The 25122-nt window shown below is 42.1% G+C and carries 19 protein-coding genes and 1 tRNA gene; 4 read left to right on the plus strand and 16 right to left on the minus strand.

The annotated features are described in order from the left end of the window. Positions 1 to 19: 19 nt before the first annotated feature. From ilvC to CLV57_RS13875, 13 genes are all read right to left on the minus strand, one after another. Positions 20 to 1078, minus strand: coding sequence for a ketol-acid reductoisomerase (gene ilvC, locus CLV57_RS13810; protein ID WP_100341972.1), 1059 nt, complete (start codon positions 1076 to 1078; stop codon positions 20 to 22). Positions 1079 to 1135: 57 nt separating this feature from the next. Then, on the minus strand, positions 1136 to 1639 hold the full coding sequence (locus CLV57_RS13815) for a DinB family protein (protein ID WP_100341973.1): 504 nt from the start codon (positions 1637 to 1639) through the stop codon (positions 1136 to 1138). A gap of 9 nt (positions 1640 to 1648) precedes the next feature. Beyond that, positions 1649 to 2251, minus strand: a complete 603-nt coding sequence (gene ilvN / locus CLV57_RS13820; RefSeq protein ID WP_100341974.1) for an acetolactate synthase small subunit — start codon at positions 2249 to 2251, stop codon at positions 1649 to 1651. 65 nt (positions 2252 to 2316) lie between these two features. Beyond that, the gene (ilvB, locus tag CLV57_RS13825) at positions 2317 to 4053 is read right to left on the minus strand and encodes a biosynthetic-type acetolactate synthase large subunit (RefSeq protein ID WP_100341975.1); all 1737 of its coding nucleotides are present in this window, start codon (positions 4051 to 4053) and stop codon (positions 2317 to 2319) included. Between the two features lie 106 nt (positions 4054 to 4159). Beyond that, entirely contained in the window at positions 4160 to 5866 is a 1707-nt protein-coding gene (ilvD, locus tag CLV57_RS13830; RefSeq protein WP_100341976.1) for a dihydroxy-acid dehydratase, read from the minus strand. Between the two features lie 778 nt (positions 5867 to 6644). Further along, the gene (locus tag CLV57_RS13840; RefSeq protein WP_100341978.1) at positions 6645 to 7469 is read right to left on the minus strand and encodes an ATP-binding protein; all 825 of its coding nucleotides are present in this window, start codon (positions 7467 to 7469) and stop codon (positions 6645 to 6647) included. A gap of 180 nt (positions 7470 to 7649) precedes the next feature. After that, positions 7650 to 9656, minus strand: a complete 2007-nt coding sequence (locus tag CLV57_RS13845; protein ID WP_100341979.1) for a M1 family metallopeptidase — start codon at positions 9654 to 9656, stop codon at positions 7650 to 7652. Between the two features lie 109 nt (positions 9657 to 9765). Then, the gene (locus CLV57_RS13850) at positions 9766 to 10110 is read right to left on the minus strand and encodes a Spx/MgsR family RNA polymerase-binding regulatory protein (RefSeq protein ID WP_100341980.1); all 345 of its coding nucleotides are present in this window, start codon (positions 10108 to 10110) and stop codon (positions 9766 to 9768) included. A 57-nt stretch (positions 10111 to 10167) separates the two neighbouring features. Continuing rightward, positions 10168 to 12552 carry an outer membrane beta-barrel family protein gene (locus CLV57_RS13855; RefSeq protein ID WP_169927087.1) on the minus strand — a complete coding sequence of 795 codons (2385 nt, stop codon included), beginning with the start codon at positions 12550 to 12552 and terminating at the stop codon, positions 10168 to 10170. A gap of 109 nt (positions 12553 to 12661) precedes the next feature. Continuing rightward, entirely contained in the window at positions 12662 to 13222 is a 561-nt protein-coding gene (gene pth, locus CLV57_RS13860) for an aminoacyl-tRNA hydrolase (RefSeq protein WP_100341982.1), read from the minus strand. A gap of 148 nt (positions 13223 to 13370) precedes the next feature. Beyond that, on the minus strand, positions 13371 to 13949 hold the full coding sequence (locus tag CLV57_RS13865) for a 50S ribosomal protein L25/general stress protein Ctc (RefSeq protein WP_100341983.1): 579 nt from the start codon (positions 13947 to 13949) through the stop codon (positions 13371 to 13373). Between the two features lie 122 nt (positions 13950 to 14071). After that, positions 14072 to 15013, minus strand: a complete 942-nt coding sequence (locus tag CLV57_RS13870; RefSeq protein WP_100342856.1) for a ribose-phosphate pyrophosphokinase — start codon at positions 15011 to 15013, stop codon at positions 14072 to 14074. 133 nt (positions 15014 to 15146) lie between these two features. Continuing rightward, positions 15147 to 15217: transfer RNA gene (locus CLV57_RS13875), tRNA-Gln, on the minus strand. A 300-nt stretch (positions 15218 to 15517) separates the two neighbouring features. Here CLV57_RS13875 and CLV57_RS13880 point away from each other — a divergent pair. Further along, positions 15518 to 18646 (plus strand): glycosyltransferase family 117 protein, encoded by a 3129-nt coding sequence (locus tag CLV57_RS13880; protein WP_100341984.1) that lies wholly within the window; start codon positions 15518 to 15520, stop codon positions 18644 to 18646. A gap of 368 nt (positions 18647 to 19014) precedes the next feature. Here CLV57_RS13880 and CLV57_RS13885 read toward each other — a convergent pair whose 3' ends face one another. Continuing rightward, complete coding sequence (locus CLV57_RS13885) at positions 19015 to 19971, minus strand: acetyl-CoA carboxylase carboxyltransferase subunit alpha (protein WP_100341985.1); 957 nt, start codon at positions 19969 to 19971, stop codon at positions 19015 to 19017. Positions 19972 to 20053: 82 nt separating this feature from the next. Next, entirely contained in the window at positions 20054 to 20578 is a 525-nt protein-coding gene (locus tag CLV57_RS13890; protein WP_100341986.1) for a hypothetical protein, read from the minus strand. A gap of 50 nt (positions 20579 to 20628) precedes the next feature. Between CLV57_RS13890 and CLV57_RS13895 the strand changes: the two genes are divergently transcribed. Both CLV57_RS13895 and CLV57_RS13900 read left to right on the plus strand, forming a co-directional pair. Continuing rightward, complete coding sequence (locus tag CLV57_RS13895) at positions 20629 to 21282, plus strand: DNA alkylation repair protein (RefSeq protein WP_100341987.1); 654 nt, start codon at positions 20629 to 20631, stop codon at positions 21280 to 21282. A 79-nt stretch (positions 21283 to 21361) separates the two neighbouring features. Then, positions 21362 to 21931: a biliverdin-producing heme oxygenase gene (locus tag CLV57_RS13900; RefSeq protein ID WP_100341988.1), complete on the plus strand. Its 570-nt coding sequence runs from the start codon at positions 21362 to 21364 to the stop codon at positions 21929 to 21931. A 133-nt stretch (positions 21932 to 22064) separates the two neighbouring features. Here CLV57_RS13900 and CLV57_RS13905 read toward each other — a convergent pair whose 3' ends face one another. Next, a complete protein-coding gene (locus tag CLV57_RS13905; RefSeq protein ID WP_100341989.1) occupies positions 22065 to 24287 on the minus strand; it encodes an ATP-binding protein in 2223 nt (740 codons plus the stop codon). Positions 24288 to 24504: 217 nt separating this feature from the next. Here CLV57_RS13905 and CLV57_RS13910 point away from each other — a divergent pair, with 217 nt between their 5' ends. Continuing rightward, complete coding sequence (locus CLV57_RS13910; protein WP_100341990.1) at positions 24505 to 25116, plus strand: superoxide dismutase; 612 nt, start codon at positions 24505 to 24507, stop codon at positions 25114 to 25116. The last annotated feature ends 6 nt before the right edge of the window (positions 25117 to 25122 follow it).

Raw genomic sequence — 25122 nt, forward strand, 5'->3', positions numbered from 1 at the left:
TCACATCTCATATCTGAAACTACGCTTCTACAGCTTGGTTTTCAGGACGTAAGCTACGTACTGTTTTACCTGCCTGCCATAATTCGCTATCGCGTAGTTCTGCTAATTCAGCATCCAGTTTCTCGCGGTAATCAGGCTTGCTGTTTGAGTCGATTGAACGTTGAGACTCTTTACCGGTAGCAACGCTGTTATACAACTCTTCAAATACAGGTTTAGTAGCGTCACGGAAAGGTTTCCACCAATCTAAAGCGCCACGTTGTGCAGTAGTTGAGCAATTAGCATACATCCAGTCCATACCATTTTCTGCAACTAATGGCATTAATGATTGAGTAAGCTCTTCAACAGTTTCGTTGAATGACTCAGATGGAGAGTGACCGTTGCTGCGTAATACTTCATATTGAGCAGCGAAGATACCCTGGATACAACCCATTAAAGTACCACGCTCGCCGGTTAAGTCGCTGAATACTTCTTTACGGAAGTCGGTTTCAAATAAGTAACCGCTACCTACAGCAATACCTAAAGCGATAACGCGATCAAATGCTTTACCTGTAGCATCCTGGAAGATAGCGTAGCTTGAGTTCAAACCACGGCCTTGCAGGAACATACGACGCAATGAAGTGCCTGAACCTTTTGGAGCTACCAGGAACACGTCAACATCAGCAGGAGGAATGATACCGGTTTGCTCGTTGAAAGTAATACCGAAACCATGAGAGAAATATAATGCTTTACCAGGAGTTAAGTGTTTCTTAACAGTTGGCCATAAAGCAATCTGAGCAGCGTCGCTCAATAAGTAGCAAATAATAGTTCCTCTTTCTAAAGCTTCTTCAATTTCAAAAAGGGTTTCTCCCGGAACAAAACCGTCAGCTACGGCTTTATCCCATGTTTTTGAATTTTTACGCTGACCAACAATTACGTTGATACCGTTGTCTTTTTGGTTAAGCGCCTGACCAGGACCTTGAACACCGTAACCTATTACCGCTACAGTTTCGTTTTTTAGGATGTCCTGAGCTTTCGCTAAAGGGAACTCCTCGCGGGTTACTACGTTTTCTTCAACTCCGCCGAAATTTAATTTTGCCATTGTTTTGTTTTGTTTATTGTGATTTCACTGATTAGCAATGATTTCACCGATTTTGGTTTAATTATTATTAATTGTGTTTTGTGATTCTAATTGTTCAGCTTCAGCTAAAACAGCTCTGCGTAATGATAGCGCATATCCAAAATGCAAATTATCGTGCGTTACAAAGTAGGCTATAGCATCGTTAACGTTGTTTAATGTTACGCCAAACATGGTAGTTACGGCTTCATAATTATTGAATATACCTGCATCAACATCCGCCTTTAGTGTTTCCAGTAAAGTAAAAGCCTGCTCCTTGTAATACGCCAACTCCTCTTCGCTAATAAACTCATCCGGGCTTGTGCCTCGTTGATACTTGGTAATCTTATCTAAAGGAATGCGCGTATCAACATGGCCGCGTACATAACAAAGTATTTGTTGTGCCGCTACAATGTGGTTAAAGTTCCATGCAATGTTATTGTTAAATCCCTGCGGAATAACATTCAACTGCTCAATGGTTAAACCGTCCATCAGGTTGATAAAGTTCAACCGGGTATGTTTTGCTATGTCAAGTAAAAACTCCATCGCTAAAAATTACATGGTAAATACTTTCTGTCCTTTGTTCAGGTATTCGTTTTCCATCACTTCTTCCCCCGGTTGAAGTTGTTCAAACTCGCGCAGTTTTGTATTAAAGCCTTCGCTGTTTTTAATGATGGCTACACGTGCACTGCGTACAAACTCAATAAGGCCATAAGGCTGTAATATGCTGATGAGATTGTCTGTCTCTTCGCGATGACCTGTTGTTTCAAACACGGTGTAATCTTTACGGATCACCACCGCGCGGGCTCCATTCTCGCGCAGCAAACGCTCAACACTTACCTTCTCAGCAATTACATCTGTTGACACTTTATACAGCGCCAACTCCTGCCAGATGATATCCTCATTGGTATTGTAGTACACTTTTAATACCTCAACCTGTTTTTCAATCTGGCGGGTAAGCTTGCGTACAACCTCTTCCGATTCGGTTATTACAATATTGAAGCGGTGAATACTGTCAACCTCTGAAGGTGAAGTATTTAAACTATCAATATTGATCTTACGGCGCGTAAATATTATAGCTATACGGTTTAATAAACCCACCTGATTTTCGGTGTAGATGGTTATGTTAAACTCTTTTTTTTCTATATCCTGGCTCATTGTCTTCTTAATTAATCATTGGTCATCAGTTAAAAACCTTTTACCTTTCGTCTTTAAACTTTTACCTATTTTAATCTGATCTCTGATACACTGCAACCCTGAGGCACCATCGGGAACACATTGTTCTCTTTAGTAACATTAACCTCTAACAGGAACGAGCCTTCGGTTGATAACATTTCTTTCAAGGCACCTTGCAGATCTGTACGCTCTGATATGCTTTTACCCGGTATACGGTAAGCAGCAGCCAGGGCCACAAAATCCGGACTTTCAATATCTACAAACGAGTAGCGGCGCTGGTTAAACAACTCCTGCCACTGGCGCACCATACCCAAAAAGTGATTATTAAGAATGATGATCTTTACATCAACACCACTTTGCATTATAGTACCTAACTCCTGGCAGGTCATCTGGAAACCACCATCGCCAATAATGGCAACAACTGTTCTATCCTGAGCGCCATATTTAGCGCCAATGGCTGCAGGCAACGCGAAGCCCATGGTACCCAAACCACCGCTGGTAACATTACTGCGAGTTTGGTTGAACCTGGCATAACGGCAGGCCACCATTTGGTGCTGACCAACGTCTGTTACTATTACGGCATCGCCGTTGGTTAGGGCGTTTAACTCTTTAAGCACCTCACCCATCGTCATTTCATCGGTGGTCGGGTTCAGTTCATTATGAATAACTGCTTCAACTTCCTGACGGGTATAGTCGTTAAAACGTGCCAACCATTCGATGTGCTGTTTTTCCTCTACCAAAGCAGTTAACAATGGAAGGGTTTCTTTACAATCGCCCCATACAGGAACGGTTGATTTTACGTTCTTGTCTATCTCGGCAGGGTCAATATCCAAATGGATAACCTTAGCCTGTTTAGCGTATTTATCTAAACGCCCGGTTACACGGTCGTCAAAACGCATACCTATGGCAATTAATACATCGCACTCGTTGGTTAAAACGTTAGGGCCATAGTTACCGTGCATACCCAACATACCCACGTTAAGCGGATGCTCGGTTGGAATAGCACCGGCACCTAAAATTGTCCATGCCGACGGGACGCCTGCTTTTTCAACAAAAGCTTTGAACTCAGCCTCAGCTTTACCCAAAAGCACCCCCTGACCAAATAATACGAAAGGTTTTTCGGCCTTATTGATCAGATCAGCCGCTTCCTGAATATATTGCGGCCTAACTATTGGTTTTGGCCTGTAGCTACGTATGTGGTTACAAGGCGTATAACCTTTGTAATCAAACAACTGTATCTGGGCGTTTTTGGTAATGTCTATCAATACAGGGCCTGGTCTGCCACTTTTTGCAATGTAAAAAGCTTTGGCCATTACCTCAGGTATCTCGTTAGCATCAGTTACCTGGTAGTTCCATTTGGTTACCGGGGTTGTGATGTTGATCACGTCAGTTTCCTGAAAAGCATCAGTACCTAACAGGTGCGCAAACACTTGTCCGGTTACGCAAACTAACGGTGTGCTGTCTATCTGGGCATCTGCTAAACCTGTTATAAGGTTGGTAGCACCCGGACCACTGGTAGCGAATACCACACCCACTTTACCTGATGTACGCGCATAACCCTGACCGGCATGTATACCGCCCTGCTCATGGCGAACCAGTATGTGATTCAGCCTGTCATTATAATCATACAATGCATCATATATAGGCATAATAGCGCCGCCCGGATAGCCAAAAATGGTATCTGTTCCCTCAGCAATTAATGCCTCTAATACCGCCGCCGAACCTGTGATGTTTACAGTTTCCTGAGCGGGTTTTGTTTCGATTTCTTGTTGTGCAACTTCCATAAAGCCCCCTAACCCCCTAAAGGGGGAATTTTTAAAGGTTTATATTAATATTCTCACTCTCTTTATTCGTTTAACCACCATACTCCCCCTTTAGGGGAACGGGGGGCTAAAACTCATCCGTAACGCAACCTTCTGCTGCTGATTTTACGGTTTTGGCGTATCTGTAAAGTAAGCCCTTGCTTACTTTTAGCTCCGGTTGCTGCCATGCAGCTTTACGGGCGGCTAATTCTTCCTCAGATAGTATCACATTGATCTTGTTTGTAGTAGCGTCAATAATGATCTTGTCTTCGTCTTTAATAAGTCCTATTGCCCCACCGTCATACGCCTCGGGGGTGATGTGGCCTACCACAAACCCGTGTGTTCCGCCACTAAAACGCCCGTCGGTAATTAATGCTACCGAGCTACCTAAGCCTGCGCCAAAAATGGCTGATGTTGGTTTAAGCATTTCGGGCATTCCCGGTGCGCCTTTAGGGCCTACGTTGCGGATAACCACCACATCACCGGGTTTGACTCGACCGCTTTGTATACCTGCAATCAGTTCAAACTCGCCATCAAATACGCGGGCAGGGCCTTCAAAATGAGTTCCTTCTTTGCCGCTTATTTTGGCTACGCTACCACCTTCTGCAATATTTCCGTAGAGTATCTGCAAGTGACCGGTAGCTTTGATCGGGTTTTCTTTAGGGAAGATGATCTTTTGCTCATCAAAGCTCATTTCAGGAACTTCCGCAAGGTTCTCAGCAATGGTTTTACCGGTTACGGTCATACAATCGCCGTTTAACCAGCCTTGAGCAAGGCAGTATTTCATTACCGCCGGCACACCTCCTACATCGTGTAGGTCCTCCATCATATATTTACCGCTTGGCTTCATATCTGCCAATACAGGTATGCGGTTACTTACCGCCTGGAAATCATCCTGCGTTAATTTTATGCCAATGGCTTTTGCCATGGCTATCATGTGCAGTACCGCGTTCGTACTACCGCCCAACACCATAATTATTACCATAGCATTCTCAAATGCTTCGCGGGTCATGATGTCGCTTGGTTTAATATCTTTTTCTAAGAGTACTCTTATCGCTTTACCCGCTGCAAGGCACTCCTGTTTCTTCTCTTCACTTAAAGCAGGGTTGCTTGATGAGTAAGGCAGGCTCATACCTAAGGCCTCAATAGCAGCAGCCATGGTATTAGCGGTGTATACACCACCACAGGCACCGGCACTCGGACAAGCATTTTTAATTACACCCATAAAATCCTCAGGAGTAATTGTACCTGCCAGTTTTTTACCTAAAGCCTCAAAAGCCGATACAATGTTCAGGTCCTCACCTTTCCAGTGACCGGGTTTAATGGTACCACCGTAAACCATTATAGATGGGCGGTTTAAACGCGCCATAGCCATAATAGAGCCCGGCATATTTTTATCGCAACCAGGCAGGGTAATTAAACCATCATAATACTGCGCGCCGGTAACCGCTTCAATAGAATCGGCAATAACATCACGACTAACCAATGAGTAGCGCATACCTTCGGTACCGTTGCTCATGCCATCGCTCACGCCAATGGTGTGAAATATCAAGCCTACCAGATCCTGATCCCAAATGCCTTGTTTAACCAGTTTGGCCAGATCATTCAAGTGCATATTACAGGTGTTACCGTCATAACCCATACTGGCTACGCCTACCTGTGCTTTTTGCATATCTTCATCAGTCAAACCAATACCATAAAGCATGGCCTGAGCCGCAGGTTGTGTTGGGTCCTGCGTAAAGGTTTTGCTGTACTTGTTTAATTCTACTCCGGTATTGGTGTTAGATGAACTCATTTTTTATTAAATTTTATTCTCTTTAGGTTTGGGGTTAAATCCCTTAAATTCTATTTCTTTAAGATAGAGATAGCATTAGGAACGGACAATAGGTAAAAATAAAATTTTCATTTTAAAATATAATTCTGTATATAAACATAATACATATATTTAATATCTATAATATTTCCAAAATCAGAATTAAAAATTTAACAAACTATACCAAAGTGCAAAACGGTATTCGGTATAAAATTTATGCATGCATAGCAAGTAGTTGAAATTCCGTCAGAAAATTGGAGATTGCCGGTGAAAGTTGGTAGTTTAATCGCGATAATGAGGGGTGGCTCACAGGGGCTCACAGGGGCTCACAGAGGCTCACAGGGCTCTGAGCCACCTTCTTTGTTTTAGGATATTCAGATAAGACTTGAAACTCGATCAAACAAAAATAACGCTACTGCATGAAGAAGATATTTCATAGAATAATCATAACTCTTTTATTAACTGTTACCATTTTGACTTGTACAAATCCGAATTTGCAGGATTTTACTACATATGAAAAAAAGGTACACGGTTCCAATAAGGCATCTAATGAAACTATCAAAAGAGAAAGCTATTTTATCTTCAATACTTACCGGCAATCGGGAGGCGGCGCGATTGATAAAAACATTTCAAGGTTACACCTACAAGTATATTGGGCTATTAGGCCATTTTTATAATTACTCGTCTATTATTATAAACTGATTTTGGCTATCACAAAAATGCCCGGACCAGCCGGGCATTTTGTTTATAAATAGAAATACTACTGCAACTTATAAGCCGCTATTGAGTTAGCCGAAAAAGTTGGCACATAAATAGTTTTTGTCGCAGGGTCATAACCAATATCAGCAGTTTTCTCTGTGGCATGTTTATCTAATATCAGCTCTTTTGTTCCTTTGGCTGTGTTTACGTAATACATGTAACCTGCCCATGCGGTTACAATAAAATCGCCGTTGCCAACAGGTTCAATGCCGTCTCCGCCTTGCTCAAGGGCAACAACGGTAGTTTTGTTTTTAGACGCGTCGGTAACAAACATTTCCTTTCCGCTCAAAACATACAATTTATCATCAATGGCTTTGATACCGTTTATACCGCGTATGTTATCCATAAACAGGGTGGCAGTTTTGCCTTCAACTTTATAGATGGCACCTTTTTGCGAATCGGTTACCCAAACTACCCCTTTTTTATCGGCCGAAACATCGTTAAATCCGCCTGCTTCGTTAACTGTTATTTTATGGTCTATTTTACCCTTGCTGATGCTGATGGCAACAATATCCTTTATATCGGCCACATAAAGCAGATCGCCTACTATAGCCATTCCTTTAGGCGCGCTTAAGCCGGTTACCCAATCAGCATTAATAATTTTGCCGTTGGTACCAACTTTGGCTATAGCGCCTTTGCCGTCGGCCTCCCAGGGCTGCCCGTCAATTATTGAAGCGTAAATAAGATCCTTAGCAAATAAAGCAGACTCAGGCACTTTTAACAGTGGCTCTGTTTCCCATAACTTTTCAACTTTGTGTTGCGCGTTTGCTGCCGCAGCTGCCAGTACTAATAATGCCGATGCGCATAGCTTTGATAAGTGTTTCATAATTAGATTGTATTGGTTTAATGGCTGCTAAGGTAGAGCATGGCGGTCAATTACAAAAATTACAAATGGAGTTGTTACAGGTGAGCAAGGGCTATTAAATAGATTAGCAAACAAACATGCACTAACGTAAAGGTTTATTTTGAAACAAAAATGCCCCGCTTCCGCGAGGCATTTGCTTTGTTATTTCTTCCAAACATTGTTTGCCGGATTATAATCGGGCAATTGTTTATCAGGGTTATAAGTTACTGATTCGATCTCTTCTGTTGAAGGATACCTGAACTGCCAGCTGGTGTTACGCTCCCATATCTCTACAGGTAGTTTAACCCTATCGGTTTTACCACTTTTGGTTTTTATATCTATCACCACAGGCATTGCCATTTTTTCCAGGTTGTCTATAATGATGATGGCACCTTTAGCAGGGTCGTTATCAATGTATTTCACCTCGCGCACGCCAACATCTAAACGCCAGTTATTCATAAACCAGCCTCTCCAGAACCACTGCAGGTTTTCGCCGGCTGCATTTTCTATCGTACGGAAAAAGTCATCAGGAGTTGGATGTTTAAATGCCCAACGCTGAATGTAGGTTTTGAAAGCAAAATCAAAACGCTCCGGACCTAAGATCTGCTCACGCAATAAAGTAAGACCTGCACCCGGTTTGCTGTACAACAAGGTTCCGGTGTTGGGTTCCTTCAGGTTAGCAGGCTGGCTCATTATAGGCTCCAAACCAACGCGTGTGTAGGTTTGTGCGGTGCGCTCAAAATCAGGTGCAGCGCCTTTGTACTCGCCGTTGTTAAAATTGGTGGTTGAAAGCGTATTGATAAAGGTATTGAAACCTTCATCCATCCAACCGTACATACGCTCGTTTGAACCTACTATCATAGGGAACCAGGTGTGACCAAATTCATGATCATGTACGCTCCATAAACTACGACCGGCAGAACGCGCGCTGCAAAATACAATACCCGGATACTCCATACCGCCTACAATACCTGCAACCGCGGTAGCATTAGGGTAAGGATACTCAAACCATTTTGCTGAGTTGTACTCAACAGATTTTTTTACATACTCGGTTGAGCGGCCCCATGCACCTACGCCATCGCTTTCAACAGGATAAGCAGAGATTGCCATTCCTTTTTTACCGCTTGGCATGTTCATTTTAGCAGCGTCAATTATAAATGATGCTGATGCGCCCCAGGCCACATCGCGTGCATTGTCAATTTTATATTTCCAGGTAAGGGTTGATTTGCCTGCCGGGCGTGATGACGGATCAGTAACCTCAGCAGCCGAACGGATGATAATGGTTTTATCGCTTGTTGATGCCTGCGCCCAGCGTTTTTGCTGTTCTACTGTCCAAACCTCTGTTGGGTTTTGTAACTGGCCTGAACAAACTACAATTACTTTAGCAGGTGCAGTAATGTTTACGTTGAAGCTACCATACTCCAGGTAAAACTCACCGGGGCCGCTGTAAGGCAAGGTGTTCCATCCCATTACATCATCAAACACGCACATGCGCGGGTACCATTGCGCTACGTTAAATATTTTACCGTTTTTGGTGTTCATCATACCCATACGGTCTGATCCATATTCAGGCGAAATGAACGAGTATTCTATTTTCACTTTCAATTTACCGCCGGCCGGCGCTACCGCTGTTGGCAGGAAAACCTGCATACGGGTATCATCTATCAGGTATTTGGCATCTACAGCTTTCTCGTCTTTAGCCCCGCTTAATATTTTTACTGATTTGATCTTATAACCTGCATCAAAAGCCTGGCCCCTACCCCAGTTACGGCTAACCGGTACTCCGTTTTGCAAGGTTACAATAGCAGTACCGCGCGAATCTTGCTTAAACAAGTTCTGGTCTAACTGCATCCATATAAAACCCAACTTTTGCTGACTATTATTGGTATAGGTTAATATTTCGCTACCGCTTATTTCGTTTTTTTCTTCATCCAGTTTTACGTCTAACTGGTAATCGGCGCGGTTTTGCCAGTATCTGGGTCCCGGTTCGCCGGTAGCAGCACGGTATTCGTTGCCGTTTTTGGTGTAAAAGTTAGGCCCGAAAGTTTCGTGGTAATCATACTTTGTTGCGGGAGCATTGGGGTCTGTTTGCAGCGTTGGGCGCTGAGCAGTGGCGGTAGTAACGCCAATAATAACCAGGCTTAACCCGGTAAACATTTTTAATCTCATCAGTTAATGTTTTATTGAAGTTATAAAATTATAAATTATAGCTAAAAATCAGCAGCTATTAAATAAAAAAGACACCTTCCGGTGTCTTTCATTGCATAATTTTTATTTTCTATAAGAAATGTTCCTGATAAACCTTCTCATCAAACCCAAATGTAAGGAAGTCGTCATCCTCAATAACCGGGCGTTTTATCATGCTGGTTTTTTCCATTAATAACTGCAATGCCGAAACATTATCAACCACACTGTTTTTGGTAGCATCATCCAATTCGCGCCAGGTAGCACTTTGCTTGTTCAGAAAACGCTCGTAACCCACTTTAGCATCCCACTCACTTAACTTTTCAGCACTGATGCCCAGTTTTCTTAAGTCATGAAATTCATACATCACATTGTTGGCCCTAAACCAGTTAAGCGCTTTTTTTACTGTATCGCAGTTAGGTATTCCGTAAACTTTCATAGTAAAACAAAGTTAGCAAATAATGCGCTTAACTAACATCAATACACGGTAAAAACCTTACTGCGCTCTGCTTCCGCTGCTGGTATCGTCATTACTTATACCACGTTGATTTTTCTTGATGGATGCGTTCAATCCGCCAAATTTGTAGTTTATACCAAAGTTGAATGAGCGGTAAAAGTTCATGTTGATGTTAGTGGTTTGGAAATCGGGGGTTCTGGTTGCAAAATCCAATCTGATAAATTTAGAAAAGGGACTGTTCGCCGCAAAAGATACGTTCATCTTTCCTTTGAAAAATTCTTTCTGCGCACTTAATGAATAGCTTACCCAATAGTTATCAGTACCTTGCAGCAATACGTAACGACTATCAAATCCTAAGTTGGTACCCAGCCTCAGGCCATTGTCAAACTTATAACTGGTATAAGTGAAGATATACCCCTGATAACCGCTGTTACTATAAAAATTGCCGTTGTATGTACCTCTTAACCACACTCTGAATATCTGCGCATTAACGTTAATGTTCATTTTCTTAGTTATGGGATAGTTAAGATCTGCGTTTATACCTAAACGTTTGTTTTGACCAACGTTAGCATAGGTACTTTCAATCCTGTTATTGCCCAACGGTCTGTTTACATTCTCAATGGTGTTGTTGGCAAAAGTATAGTTAAGCGTAACGTTTAATGATCCTTTACCCGTGTTTGAAAAAGACATTTCAAAGCTGTTATTTACCGCCGGGCGCAAATTAGGGTTACCCGTAAATACATACTGCTGATTAGAATTATCAACAAACGGATTTAATTGATAAATGCCCGGGCGCTGGATACGTTGTGTAAACCCAAACGTTAAACTGTTTAAGCTATCCAACGGGCGCTGTACCGAAAAGGTGGGTACTACGTTGTTATAAGCCTGGTCAAGCGTAGTGCCATCAGCTTTAACATTGGTACGCTCAAAACGTAAACCACCTTTAAATGTCCATTTTGTTAACTTAAGCAAATACGAATTATACACACCATAAACATCCTGATGATAAACAAAATCATTAGCCGCTTGCAGAGGCGTAGCAATTGAGTTACTAAAGCTGTTGCGTAAAATCATTTTACCACCACCCTCAATGGTCAACTTTTTCATAGGATGAACATAATCTAACTGGGTAGTATACTCTTTTGTACCATTATCATTAAACTGCCTGTAGTTGGTTGCCGTGCCTTGATTGGTAGTGATAAAATTTTCTTGCGTACTTGGTGAGTTACTGAATTTGTACGATAGTGTTAACAACTGCTCTTTATTACGCTTAAAGGTATGCTGATAGTTTATACCCGCATCTAAACCCTTCCAGGTACTGTTACCTATGTTGTTGGTAAAAAAGTTACTTTGTGTATTTGTAGCAAAATTATTGATAGCGGTATTTTGAATATTGCTGTTATTGCCTCCACCACTGTAAAGGTTAAATGTACCGGTAAACAGGTTCAAGGTATCCAGTTCAAAACTTAATTCGTTACCTGTGTAAGTGTTATGATTACTGTTGGTACGTGTACCTGTTTGACGCTGGATCGAGGTAATGTTCTCCGATCCGGATGGGCTGAAAAAGCTTGTAGCATTTTCGAAATCTGATGTGCGCGGGTCGCGTTTATTGAAACCAACATAGCCGGTGTACCCAAACTTGCCCTGCTTAACAGTCAAGTTTAAATTAGCACGATAGCCCCAAACCGTATTATAACCGGTGTTTACCGAGCCATTATATCCCTGGTCTGCATCTTTCTTGGTTATGATGTTGATGATACCGGCCAAACCTTCTGCATCATACTTAGCGGGCGGCGTAGTGATCACCTCAATACGAAGAATGTTACTTGCAGGCATAGCTTTCAAAATATCAGCCGGATTACGGGCCATTAAAGCCGACTCCTTATTGTTGATCAATATTTTATAGCTGCCGCTTCCGCGTAATTTTATATTATCGTTAGCATCAACCGAAAGCATGGGCACCTTACGCATCATATCCAATGCGGTTATGGCTTTACTCTCAGGGTCAGACTGTACGTTGTATGAAAGGCGGTCCACCTCGCGCTTTACCAAGGGTTTTAACCCGGTAATTGAAACCTCATTCAATGCATTTACTGTAGCTGCCATCAATATTCTACCTAAATCAATAGTGCCGGTAGTTTTGGTTAGTGTGATAGTTTTGGAGGTATATCCCACAAAAGCTAAAGCAACCTGGTAAGTTTTACCTTCAGGCGCGGTAAGTTCAAAGCTGCCATCCTCGTTGGTAAGCATGCTTTTACCATTTTTTGTTTGCGGGTCAATCAATCCTACAGTAACAAAATCAAGCGCTTTGTTAGTAGTTGAATCAATGGTTATGCCTTTAACAGTAATTTTATTTGACGCGGTTTGAGCGAATAAAGAAACAGAAAAACCAAGGGCGATAAGGATCAGTATAATTTTCTTCATATGTATATGTTCAGACATATAGACGTAAATATGCCTAAACCGTTACAGGAAAAAAGAAATTTAACAGTTATATAATGTTGTTTAACATCATTTAACTTTTTAAGGGGGGCTATTTGTTAAATTTGGTCATGGTAAGCTCCGCGCCTATAGTGCAAAAACTCTTTATCATGTCAATGGAGCGGTCAATCAAAGCAGGAAGCTCGGGCTGTTCGTCGTCATCAAAGCCACTTAAAACATAATCAACCTGGCGGCCTTTAGGGTAGTTATCGCCAATACCAAAACGCAGCCGTGCGTACTTATTGTGCCCCAACACAGCTTCAATGTTTTTCAGTCCGTTATGCCCGGCGGCGCTCCCCTGCGGCTTAAGGCGCAGCGTTCCTAAGGGTAAAGCCAAGTCATCAACTAATACCAGTACATTTTCTACAGGTATTTTCAGATCCTTCATCCAATGATTGAGGGCCTTACCGCTTAAATTCATGTAGGTAGTGGGTTTGATCAAACACAGCGTACGGCCCTTGTGCGACACCTCGGTGTAGTAAGCCAGGCGCATGTTGCTGAATTTAGCGCCTTCGCGCTTAACCAGCTCATCCAATATCATAAAGCCTATGTTATGCCTTGTATCGGCATACTCCGGACCAATGTTTCCTAAACCTACTATCAGATATTTCATACCCCCTCCGCCCCCTAAAGGGGGAACTTTTTTTATTTTCTGCGAAAATAGTAAAAAGCATCAAGTGATACCAGAAAACAAAAAAGCGATGGTAAATGCCATCGCTTTTAGTTCCTCTTGTTCCCCCTTCAGGGGTTAGGGGGTGGAATTATTTTTTGTTAGCTTCTTGCTCAGCCTGACGTAACGCACGTGAAGTAGTTACAGATACGATAGTATCTTCGGCAGCGCTTACAATTTGCAGGTTAGGCAAGTTGATCTCGCGAACACGAACTGATTTACCAACTTCTAAACCTTCAATGCTAACATCTACAGTATCTACGTGATCTTTTGGTAAACCTTTAACTTTCAGTTTTCTTAATTTCTGTACCAGTTTACCACCCATTTTAACACCTGGAGAAGTACCGGTTAATTTTACAGGAATGTCGATAGCGATAGGTTTATTTTGATCTAAAGCCAAAAAGTCAACGTGAATAATTTTTTCAGTTAACGGGTGGAACTGAATGTCTTGAATAACAGCTTGTGATTTAACACCGGCAATTTCAAGGTCGATGAAATGAACATCCGGTGTATAAACAACGGGTTTCAAATCAGCTGCGGACACTGAAAAGTGGGTTTGAGTAGCCCCACCATAAAGTACTGCAGGCACTTTGCCGTCATAACGCAGTTCTTTAGCGTCGCGTTTCCCTACGTTCTCTCTTGGAGAACCGCTAATAGCAATTGATTTCATTTTTTATTTATTTAATTTATTGTTTGTTATAGACCATAGTCAATAGACCATAGACCATAGTTTTATTTTTCCTGTTTAAACCCATCACCATGGACTATCGACCATGGACCATGGACCAAAACCTACACCTTAAACAACTGACTTATTGAGCCATACTCATTAACATTAATAATGGCTTTGGCAAATAGGTCGGCTGTTGAAAGCACTCTTATTTTATCGCTCGGGCGTTTTAACGGAATCGTATCTGTTACGATCAATTCTGTTAAAGCCGAGTTCTCTACTGTTTCGTAAGCATCTCCTGATAAAACAGGGTGCGTACAAACTGCTCTAACGCTGCGTGCACCACGCTCCATAATTAAAGCTGCCGCTTTAGCCAGGGTACGGGCGGTATCGCAAATATCATCTATCAAAACAATATCCTGATCGGTAACATCACCAATAATGGTCATTGATTCTATCTCGTTAGCTCGTTTACGGCGCTTATCGCAAATAACAACTTCGGCGTTAAAAAACTTAGCGAAGCTGCGTGCGCGGTATGAGCCTCCCATATCTGGCGAAGCAATAGTTAAATTACCTAAGCCAAGGCTTTTTATGTAAGGCACAAATATGATAGAAGCATCAAGGTGATCAACCGGCACATCAAAAAAGCCCTGTATCTGCGCTGCGTGCAGATCCATGGTCATGATGCGGTTAATACCCGCTGCTACCAACAAGTTAGCAACCAGTTTGGCCCCTATTGCCACACGTGGCTGATCTTTCCTGTCCTGACGCGCCAACCCAAAATATGGTATAACGGCGTTTACATAATGTGCCGAAGCTCTGCGAGAGGCATCAACCATCATTAGCAACTCCATTAAATTATCTGTAGGCTGATGGGTAGACTGGATCAGAAAAACATCGCATCCGCGTACCGATTCATTGAAGTGAGGCTGAAACTCGCCATCGCTGAAACGTGAAAGCGAATAATCGCCAAGGTCTTTGCCATAGGCATCGGCAATCTTTTCGGCTAAGGCTGTTGATCCTGAACCTGAAAATAATTTAACCGGATTAGACTGTAAAGGCATTTTCTTTGTTTCGGATTTCGGATGTCCGATTTCGGATTTACTATTTTTTTTCGCTATAAAACACAATTCGGATTTCAAATTTCTATCAGATAAAACATCCGAAATCAAAAATTCGAAATCCGAAATTGAATTGTTGCCCGACCTGGATTCGAACCAAGACAAACGGTACCAAAAACCGTCGTACTACCATTATACTATCAGGCAATCTCCTGCTCGCAACTGTCGTTCCGAAAAGGTTTGCAAATATAAGACGAAAATTTCCAATTCAAAATGAATTTTTATAAAATTTAAACATAATGTTAAGCCATTAACACGTTGGCCTGCCTAACATTTTATTTACCAACTAAATGCGTAAAAAACACCCGACTTAATTACACTAAAAATTATTGCAGCAAACGCTCATATGCGTTAAATTGTGTTAAATGATATTGGTTTATTGCGGTTCATGCTAATTGTTTTACTATTTTCGGCTCGTTAAATCGTCATCACTTGTAATTTCCAGTAATGAATTATAATAAAATCAACAACATTTTTGGCTGGCTGGCATTTGCTGTGGCTGCTATTACCTACACCTTAACTTTAGAGCCATCAACCAGTTTTTGGGATTGCGGCGAGTTTATTGCCTGTATTTACCGTTTGCAGGTGGCCCACCAGCCGGGAGCGCCGCTATTCACCATAATTGGTAAAGTGTTCTCCCTCCTCTCATTGGGCGATAATACCAAAGTTGCTTACTGGACCAACATGGGTTCGGCACTGGCCAGCGCGGTAACTATATTGTTTTTATTTTGGAGCATAACGGCCCTGGCTAAAAAAATACTGGTAAAAAAAGGCGAAGAAATGAGCCTTGCCAGCTTGATCAGCATTATAGGTGCAGGCCTGGTAGGTTCATTAGCTTATACTTTTTCTGATACTTTTTGGTTCTCGGCAGTTGAGTCTGAGGTCTACGCCTTATCATCATTGTGTACAGCAGTTGTATTCTGGGCCATTTTAAAATGGGATGCACATGCTGATGAAGAAGGTGCCGATAAATGGATAGTATTTATTGCCTATGTAATGGGCCTTTCAATAGGTATACACTTATTAAACTTGCTGGTTATACCTGCCATAGCGTTGGTTATCTATTTCCGCCGCTCGCAAAAGGTTACTACAAAAGGTACAATATGGGCATTTTTATTAGGTGTTGTTGTGGTGGGTACCGTATTATGGGGTATTATACAATTCACTGTAAAAGGCGCTGCTTTTTCAGATCTGTTCTTTGTAAACACGCTTGGAATGGGCTTTGGCAGCGGAGCTGTTGTATTCTTCCTGTTAGTAATAGGCACAATTGTAGCCGGCATTTACTATACGGTTAAACCGTCTAAACCCGCAATCATCGCTGCTGCAGTTTGTTTTATACTGGCATTAGCGGTAAGCGCGAGCATTATTGGTTTGGTAGTAGGCATAGCCGTTGTAGCCGCCCTTGAGTATGTTATTAAAATACGTGAAAAACGCTTCGCACTGAATACTTTCCTGCTTTGTACCGCTTTTATCTTGTTCGGTTACAGTTCGTTTGTAATGATCGTTATCAGAGCTAAAGCCGGCACTAACCTTAACAACAGCGATCCGCAGGATGCTTTCGCGCTGAACAGCTACCTTAACCGCGATCAATACGGTGATACGCCTTTATTATACGGTCAGTTTTTTGATGCTCAGCCTATTGATCAGCAGGAAGGCGCTACGCTTTACCGCCGCGGCTTAACCAAATATGAGCCTGCCGGAAAGAAATTAAAAACAGAATACGACCGTAATACCATCTTCCCGCGCATGTTTAGCGATAAAGCCGGTCACCCGGAGTTTTACCGCAGCTGGTCTGGTCTGGCGCAAGAGGAGCATCCAACCTTTAGCACCAACCTGGGTTTCTTCCTTACGTGGCAGGTAAACCAAATGTACACCCGCTACTTTTTGTGGAACTTTGTGGGCCGCACCAACGAAATGGATGGTCAGCAGGGCGGCATTGACGGCGACTGGATAAGCGGATGGAACTTTGGTAAGGACCTGCCCTACTCTGTTACCAAAAGTTTATCATACAACCGCCTGTTCTTTTTACCGCTTATTTTAGGCTTGCTGGGCGCTTACTTCCACTTTAAGCGTAATCAACGCGATGCCGGTGTTGTAGGTGTGCTGTTCTTCTTTACAGGTTTTGCCATTTTGCTTTACCTTAACCAGGACCCATTGCAGCCACGTGAGCGTGATTATGCATACGCAGGTTCGTTTTATGCGTTTGCCATATGGATAGGCCTGGCGGTACCGGCTATTGTTGAACTGGTAAGCCGAAAAGCAGCTAACAAAAACGCGGCTATTTTGGCCACAACAGTTTGTTTAGCCGTGGGACCTATATTAATGGCAAACCAGGAATGGGATGACCACGACCGTTCAACCAAGCTTACCCCGCATGACATGGCTTATAACTACCTTAACTCATGCGCGCCAAATGCTATTTTATTTACTTATGGCGATAACGACACTTACCCCCTATGGTATATACAGGAAGTGGAAAATGTGCGTCCGGATGTGCGTATAGTTAACCTGAGCTTATTGGGTACCGACTGGTACATCAGGCAGATGAAGACCAAAATGAATGAGTCTGCACCACTGCCGATCACCATGAAAGACGATCAGTTTAAAATGGGTGTACGCGATGTATTGTACTACAGCGATCAAAAAATTCAGGGTGCTATTGAGCTGAAAGAGGTATTTGACTTTATGCTATCAGACAATGAAGCAGCCAAAGTACAATACCAAAGCGGCGAAACAAGCAACTTTTTACCTACTAAAAACTTTAAGATCACGGTTAATAAAGATGATGTTTTAAAGAATAACGTTGTACCTGCCGACTTGCAGAGCCGCATTACTGATACCGTTAAGTTTACTTATCCGGGTAACTATGTAGCTAAAGACAACTTAGCTTTAATGGACATTATTTCGCACAACAACTGGAAAAGGCCAATTTACTTTACAGTTACCGCTCCTGGCAGCGTAATGATGGGATTGGATAAATACCTGTATAACGAAGGTTTTGCCATGAGGTTATTACCGCTAACCCCTGATACCGCTGCAAGCGCGCAGAATAATGTAAATCCAACTGTGATGTACAATAACGTTACTACTAAGTTTAAGTGGGGTAACTTTAAAACGGCTAAATACCTTGACCACGAATCATTAACCATGTTCTACCCACTTTTAAGCCGTGTTTACATAGACATGATTGAGGGATTGATGAAAGAAGGCAAAACGGCGGAGGCTAAATTAGCTTTGAACAAATACATGGACGAGCTGCCAAACTTTATCCCGGTGCAGGAAGCGGCTATCAGGAAATATTATCTTGCTGAATCTGCCTATGCCTTAGGCGAAAGCGCAATAGGCGATAAGCTGTTGAATTTGATAGATGACTATCTGGTAAACTCGCTTAATTACAACTACACGCTATATAAAAATGGCAAAACAGATCTGGGTAATAACGAAATACAATTAGGCTTATCGTTAATACGCGGTATGGCCGGCACGGCAAAACAAAGCAATAACAAGGCGCTCTCTGCCAAGTTCAGCGCGCAACTAAAAGATTACGCAGGCAAATTTGGTTTCCCAACCGAATAAACAAGTAACTTTAAACTAAAAAAGCGGCTATCCTTAAACAAGGGTGGCCGCTTTTGTTTTATATTAACTTAGTGTATTGAAACCTGTCCCAAACGGTGGACCAAAATTGGAGTAGCGACAGTCTAATTTCAATCAACTGTAATTTAGATAGTTAACCAATTTTTAAGCGTAATGCTACTGACTTAAAAGTTATCCCAGAAAACAATCATAAAACATCAAACAGTTGATTAACAAGCGATTAAATCAACTGTCGACACCAAAAAAAAACCTTAGGACGCATATCAACGTGGTACAACTAAGTGTGTTAAAACATAAAAGGCGACCGGTATAAACCAATCGCCTCAATTTTTGATCTTCAATCTTCGGGTTTATCCGTCAATCACAACACCCATTGAGCAGAATTTCTCAATGCGCTCTGCTACCAGTTCGTTTATGTCGCGCTCTTTTAACGTTTTCAGTTCTTTTATCAATTGCTTTTTAACAATGGCTGCCATAGCCACCGGGTCTTGATGCGCGCCACCCAGCGGTTCTTTGATCACACCGTCGATCAATTTGTTTTTCAGCATCTCGGTTGAGGTAAGCTTCAACATTTCTGCAGCCCGTTCCTTATGCTCCCAAGTTTTAAACAAAATGGTTGAGCAGTTCTCGGGCGATATAACTGAATACCAAGAGTTATCCAACATTAAAACCCTGTCGCCAACACCAATACCCAAAGCACCACCAGATGCACCTTCACCAATAATAACGCAAATGATAGGTACCTTCAATACAGACATTTCCAAAATGTTACGGGCAATAGCCTCACCTTGTCCACGCTCTTCCGCTTCCAAACCAGGGTAAGCACCCGGCGTATCAATTAAGGTAACTACCGGCTTATTGAACTTCTCGGCCAGTTTCATCAACCTTAAAGCCTTGCGGTAACCCTCTGGGTTGGCCATACCGAAATTACGGTACTGGCGCTCTTTGGTGTTACGCCCTTTCTGGTGGCCAATAAACATTACGGTTTGCCCATTCAAGGTACCAAAGCCGCCAATAATGGCTTTGTCATCACCCACGGTACGGTCGCCGTGCAGTTCAATAAAATCATCACACATCAGCTCCAGATACTGCAAGGTATATGGACGCTCAGGGTGACGAGAAATTTGCACTTTTTGCCAGCCGTTAAGGTTGGAGTATATTTGAGTACGCGCTTCGTCGAGTTTGCCTTGAAGTTCGTTAATAGTGGCAGACATATCCAGCTTATTCTTCTCTTCCATCTGCTTCACTTTTTCAATCTGCTGCTCCAGCTCGGCTAAAGGCTTTTCGAAATCAAACGATATTTTCATATATATTAATGAGGCCGCTAAATTAAACAAAACCAATCGCAATTTGCATGTTAATAATCACGCAATGTTTAAGTAACACTAACTACTTTTTTTGAAGCGCTTCAAATTTAGCGATCTGCTGCTGCGACAGCAATTTCTCGGTAGCCAAACAAGCCTGTAAAATGGCGTTTTTCAGTTCGCCCTGGTATAAACCATGCCTGTTTGTATAAAAGATCAGGTTACCGTCGCTCATCTTTCGGGTTCTGAACAGGCTATCCAACATTTTCTCATTAGCAATTACCGAACCGCCTATTTGTACGCGGCGGCGCTGCATCTGTGTGTTGATGTCAGTTATCTTTTTTATCTGAACAGGACTCAGGTTTAGCTGGTTGCTTAGTTTCAACACCTTATCCGGCATGGGGTAATGGTTCATTTCGGCTACCATGGCCATATCTGTTGACGCCTGGCCTTTTAAATAAGCATTATATTCCTGGTAAGATAAAGTACGTACCGGAGATTTACCGGTAGTGTCTGTTTGAGCCTGAGCAAACGCACCGCACAAGAGAGCAGAGGAAAAAAGTAAAGTTTTCAGCATCATATAAATGGTTTTTCTAAACTCTTTAACCATTTTAGGTATGTAAAGTTCGATTAAATTTTACATACTTGTATTCACATACTATGGAAGCGTCAGATATTATAGAGCTGTTAAAGCAATCATCCTCCCCTGCTTATCGCGAAGGCATGCTTCGCTTTGGCATTGATAACAGCAATGCACTTGGTGTACGCATACCCGATCTGCGTAAGCTGGCTAAGGTAATTAAGATTGACCACTCGCTGGCGCAGCAGCTTTGGGATACCAACGTACACGAAGCAAAATTGCTGGCTACCATGATAGACGACCCTAAGTTGGTAACCGGGCAACAAATAGACGAATGGACACTTAGTTTTGATAGCTGGGATATTTGCGACCAGGCGTGCAGTAATTTATTCGCGCGTACCCCCTTTGCCATTGAGAAAGCTATTGAGTACTGCAATCGGGAAGAGGAATTTGTAAAGCGGGCCGGATTTGTAATAATGGCGGCCTTCTCCGTCCATGATAAAAAGGCCGATGACATGGTGTTTATTAAGTTTATGCCAATAATAGAGCGTGAGGCTAATGACGAGCGTAATTTTGTTAAGAAAGCAGTTAACTGGGCGCTGCGGCAAATTGGCAAACGCAATGGCGCGCTGAAACAGGTAGCCATAGCCACAGGCGAACGCATTTTGCAACAAAATAATAAAGCCGCCAAATGGATAGCTAACGATGCTTTGCGCGAATTGCGCAGTAGATGAAGAAATATTTATCCGTTCTGCAACGTTAATGCAATAGAAGCTATACATTAGCCCGTTGATATCCCCTTTGAAAATACCTATGTTAACTGAAAAAATAAAAGCGACGACCTTACAATATCATCAGGAAACGGAAAAGATATTGGTTGGTAAAATGAAAAGCATGCGGTCGGTGGCCGATTACGCGCATATACTTGAACTGTTTTATGGTTATTTTGGAGGACTGGAGCTACTAATAGACAAACACATCAATACCCAAAACCTGCCTGACTATACTGATCGCCGCAAAACAGCTGCACTGGCAAATGATCTGACTAACCTCAAAGGTAATTTGCCACCAAAGGCAGAAGATACTGAATTGCCCCAGATCAACAATTTACTACAGGCGTTTGGTGCCTTATATGTTATTGAGGGGTCAACACTGGGCGGAAAGATCATCAGTAAAATGGTACAGCAACATTTGGGAATAACAGATGGACAGGGACTATCCTTCTTTAACGGCTACGGTGAAGACACCGGCAACAAGTGGGTTCAATTTCAGCAGAAACTCAATGCCATAGCTCCCACTGAAGCACAACAAACCGAAGTAATTGCTGCCGCTAATAATACCTTTGAAAAATTCAGGGATTGGATGGTGAAATTTAGTGATTAGTTGACTGGAGATCAGTGATTAGTTAGCTATCGTCTAATCGCCGCTCCGCTAATCTCTAATATCTAAATCAAAGTATGGTTGATTAGTTCGCTTATCTGCCTAATCGCTATTCAACCAATCTCTGATCACTAAATCACACCCCTTTCTTAAACGACACAAAAAAAGTTGAGCCTTTACCAAGCTGGCTATCTACCCAAATTTTGCCGTTGTGCTTTTCAACAATACGTTTTACAATAGCCAAGCCTACCCCGCTGCCTTCTATATGCTGCACGTTATCCATACGTTTAAACAACTCAAATATTCGCGGTAGCTGTTTTATTTCAATACCTACGCCATTGTCTTTTATGCTGTAAGTAATTTCTAACTCGTCTTCTTTGCCTTCAACATGAATAGTTGGCTGGGGTTGTTCCATGCTGTATTTTATGGCATTGCTCAATAAGTTGGCAAACACCTGCGACAACATAACCGGATCGCCATACGCCACAGGCGTATTTCCCAGTACAACTTTCAAATTATCAGTATTAAAGGCAATTTTGAGATCTTTAATTTGATCTGCAATGATTGTTCCGAGGTCAACCTCAACAGGCTTTATATCCTGCCTGCCAATGCGTGAATATTCTAACACCTCGTTGATCATGAGGTTCATTTTATCAACTTTATCATTAATGCGCACAAGCGTATCTTTCACCCGTGGTTGCAAACTGGCATCGCGGGTTAGCAGTTGGGCATAACCTTTAATAGTTGATAAAGGGTTTTTCAGATCGTGCGATATGGTGAAGCTGAATGTATCCAGCTCTTCATAAGCTTGCTTTAGTCGCTCATTGAGCATCCTTATAGCGCCTGCTTTTTGATTAATGGCATAGGTAACTTCGGCCTTTAATCGCATAGCCGATTTGATTTCCTCATCTTGCCATTCCTGCGATTTGCCTGCAACCTGCTGCGACCATGCTTCAAATGATCTGCGTGGCGATAAGATCATGCTACCATCGCTATTTAATTCAAATGGTTTATCGGGATTACCTGCCCAGGTAATGGTTTCAATATGCTCCGGCTTAAACCAAATAATATACTCAGCTAATTCGCGCGACAAGGTGATCACCATTATTCCGCTGGCAATGTGCTTATATGCTACCGACTCCGAGTAGATTTCGGGCAGTTCATTAGTATAATAAAAAGTTTCGCTTACGTTATTACCAACCCATTCAATTAATTGCGCTATCTGCTTATCATCAGGGGTTTTACCCAGCTTGGTGATATTGTTTTCATAAGCCAGTAACGCCCCCGTAGCTTCAACAGCATCCAAAAGGGTAACATACTGTTCGGTAAGCGCTTCCTCAATACTATTATCTTTTAGCATCAGCTTTGAAAGCGCGTCAACGTTAGCATTTAATTTACTCAGCAAGTATTTATTAGCCTCATCCTGCCTGAACTCCAGAGCCGATGAAAGTATCTGACCGATGAGTTTTGCAGAATCACGCGCTTTGTAATCAATAAAACGTGGTGAATAATTATGACACGCGATCAATCCCCAAAGTTCGCCTTTATAAATAAGCGATATACTGAAACTTGAATGCACACCCATATTTTTCAAATACTCAATATGCATAGGCGACACCGCACGCAGTTGCGAATTGGTTAGATCCAAAGGCTGTTCTGCAAACTGACGCGTAGATAAAATCTTTGATGGCGTTGTAAAAACGTTCGCTATTAAACGTGTTAAGTTAAGCTTATAAAGCTCGCGTGCTTGTTTAGGAATATCAGATGCCGGGTAATGTAGTCCCAACCAGCTCTCCAGATTCTCGTTCTTAGCTTCAGCTACTACCTCACCATGCCCGTCAGATGCAAAGCGATAGACCATCACCCTGTCATAACCAATAACAGTTTTTACCTGATATGTGGTATTATTCAACAGGGTGGTAATATCCTTGTCGGCCAGCATTTCAGCTATGGAACGACCGATCATTTTCTGTATATCTGTTTTCAGATCAGACAATACAGGTTCGAACTCAAGCAAATAAGCAGACCCAGACCGGGAAATGATCAGATTATAGCTTTCACCCTGAATATCGGTATGAAATGGGTTGGTTTGATCGAAGCCGTTTATTTTTCCAAATGAAATGAGCTGATTGATAAAATCAGGCGGTTCATTTTGGCCTATAATACTTTCAATATCCCTAATGGATATGCCCAGCAAAACATCCGGTATGCCTTTTAAAAAAGCATGAACGTTCTCGCTGTGGTAAGTTATGTTTAAATTTTGATCTATTACAATAAGAAACCCATGAGACTGAATTTGACCAGGTATATGAATTGGTTCTGTATCGCAATTGGTTAGATCAATTGGCGTTTTGTGCATATATTATTGTGAGTATCTATCAAATATGGATAATATTTTCTATAAGTTACAATTTTAAATTAAAATTTAACATACTACTTAAAGCGCTAAGCGTTTACCTAAATATAATTAAAAAAAGCCTCAGTTACTAATGGCAAAAAGTTGACATTTATTTAGAACAATATGCTTGCTTACGCCTTATATTTGCTAACAAACATTAAACTTTAAAATTACTTTTATGGCATTTACACTACCGGCGTTATCCTACGCAACCGATGCTTTGGAACCGCACATTGATAAGGCAACCATGGAAATTCACCATGGCAAGCACCACCAGGCTTATGTTACTAACTTAAACAAAGCTTTAGAAGGCAAGCCTGAGGCTGATGCAAACATTGACGATATCATTAAAAACATATCAAAATATCCTGCTGCTGTACGTAACAACGGCGGCGGTCACTATAACCACACACTATTCTGGACCTTGCTATCGCCAAACGGTGGCGGCGAGCCAACAGGTGCTTTAGCTGATGCTATTAAAAGCACTTTCGGTTCATTTGCTGAATTAAAAACCAAAATTTCTGACGCTGGTGCTACCCGTTTCGGTTCAGGATGGGCATGGTTAGTTGTTACTGCTGATAAAAAACTGGCTGTAACCTCAACACCTAACCAGGATAACCCATTAATGGACGTTGCCGAAGTTAAAGGCACTCCAATTTTAGGTATTGACGTTTGGGAGCATGCTTACTACCTGAAATATCAAAACCGTCGTCCGGATTATTTAGCTGCCATCTGGAACGTAGTGAACTGGAACCACGTTGCTGAATTATACGCTAAAGCGATAGCTTAATTTCGG

This window comes from Mucilaginibacter auburnensis (assembly GCF_002797815.1).
GTDB classification, from domain to species: domain Bacteria; phylum Bacteroidota; class Bacteroidia; order Sphingobacteriales; family Sphingobacteriaceae; genus Mucilaginibacter; species Mucilaginibacter auburnensis.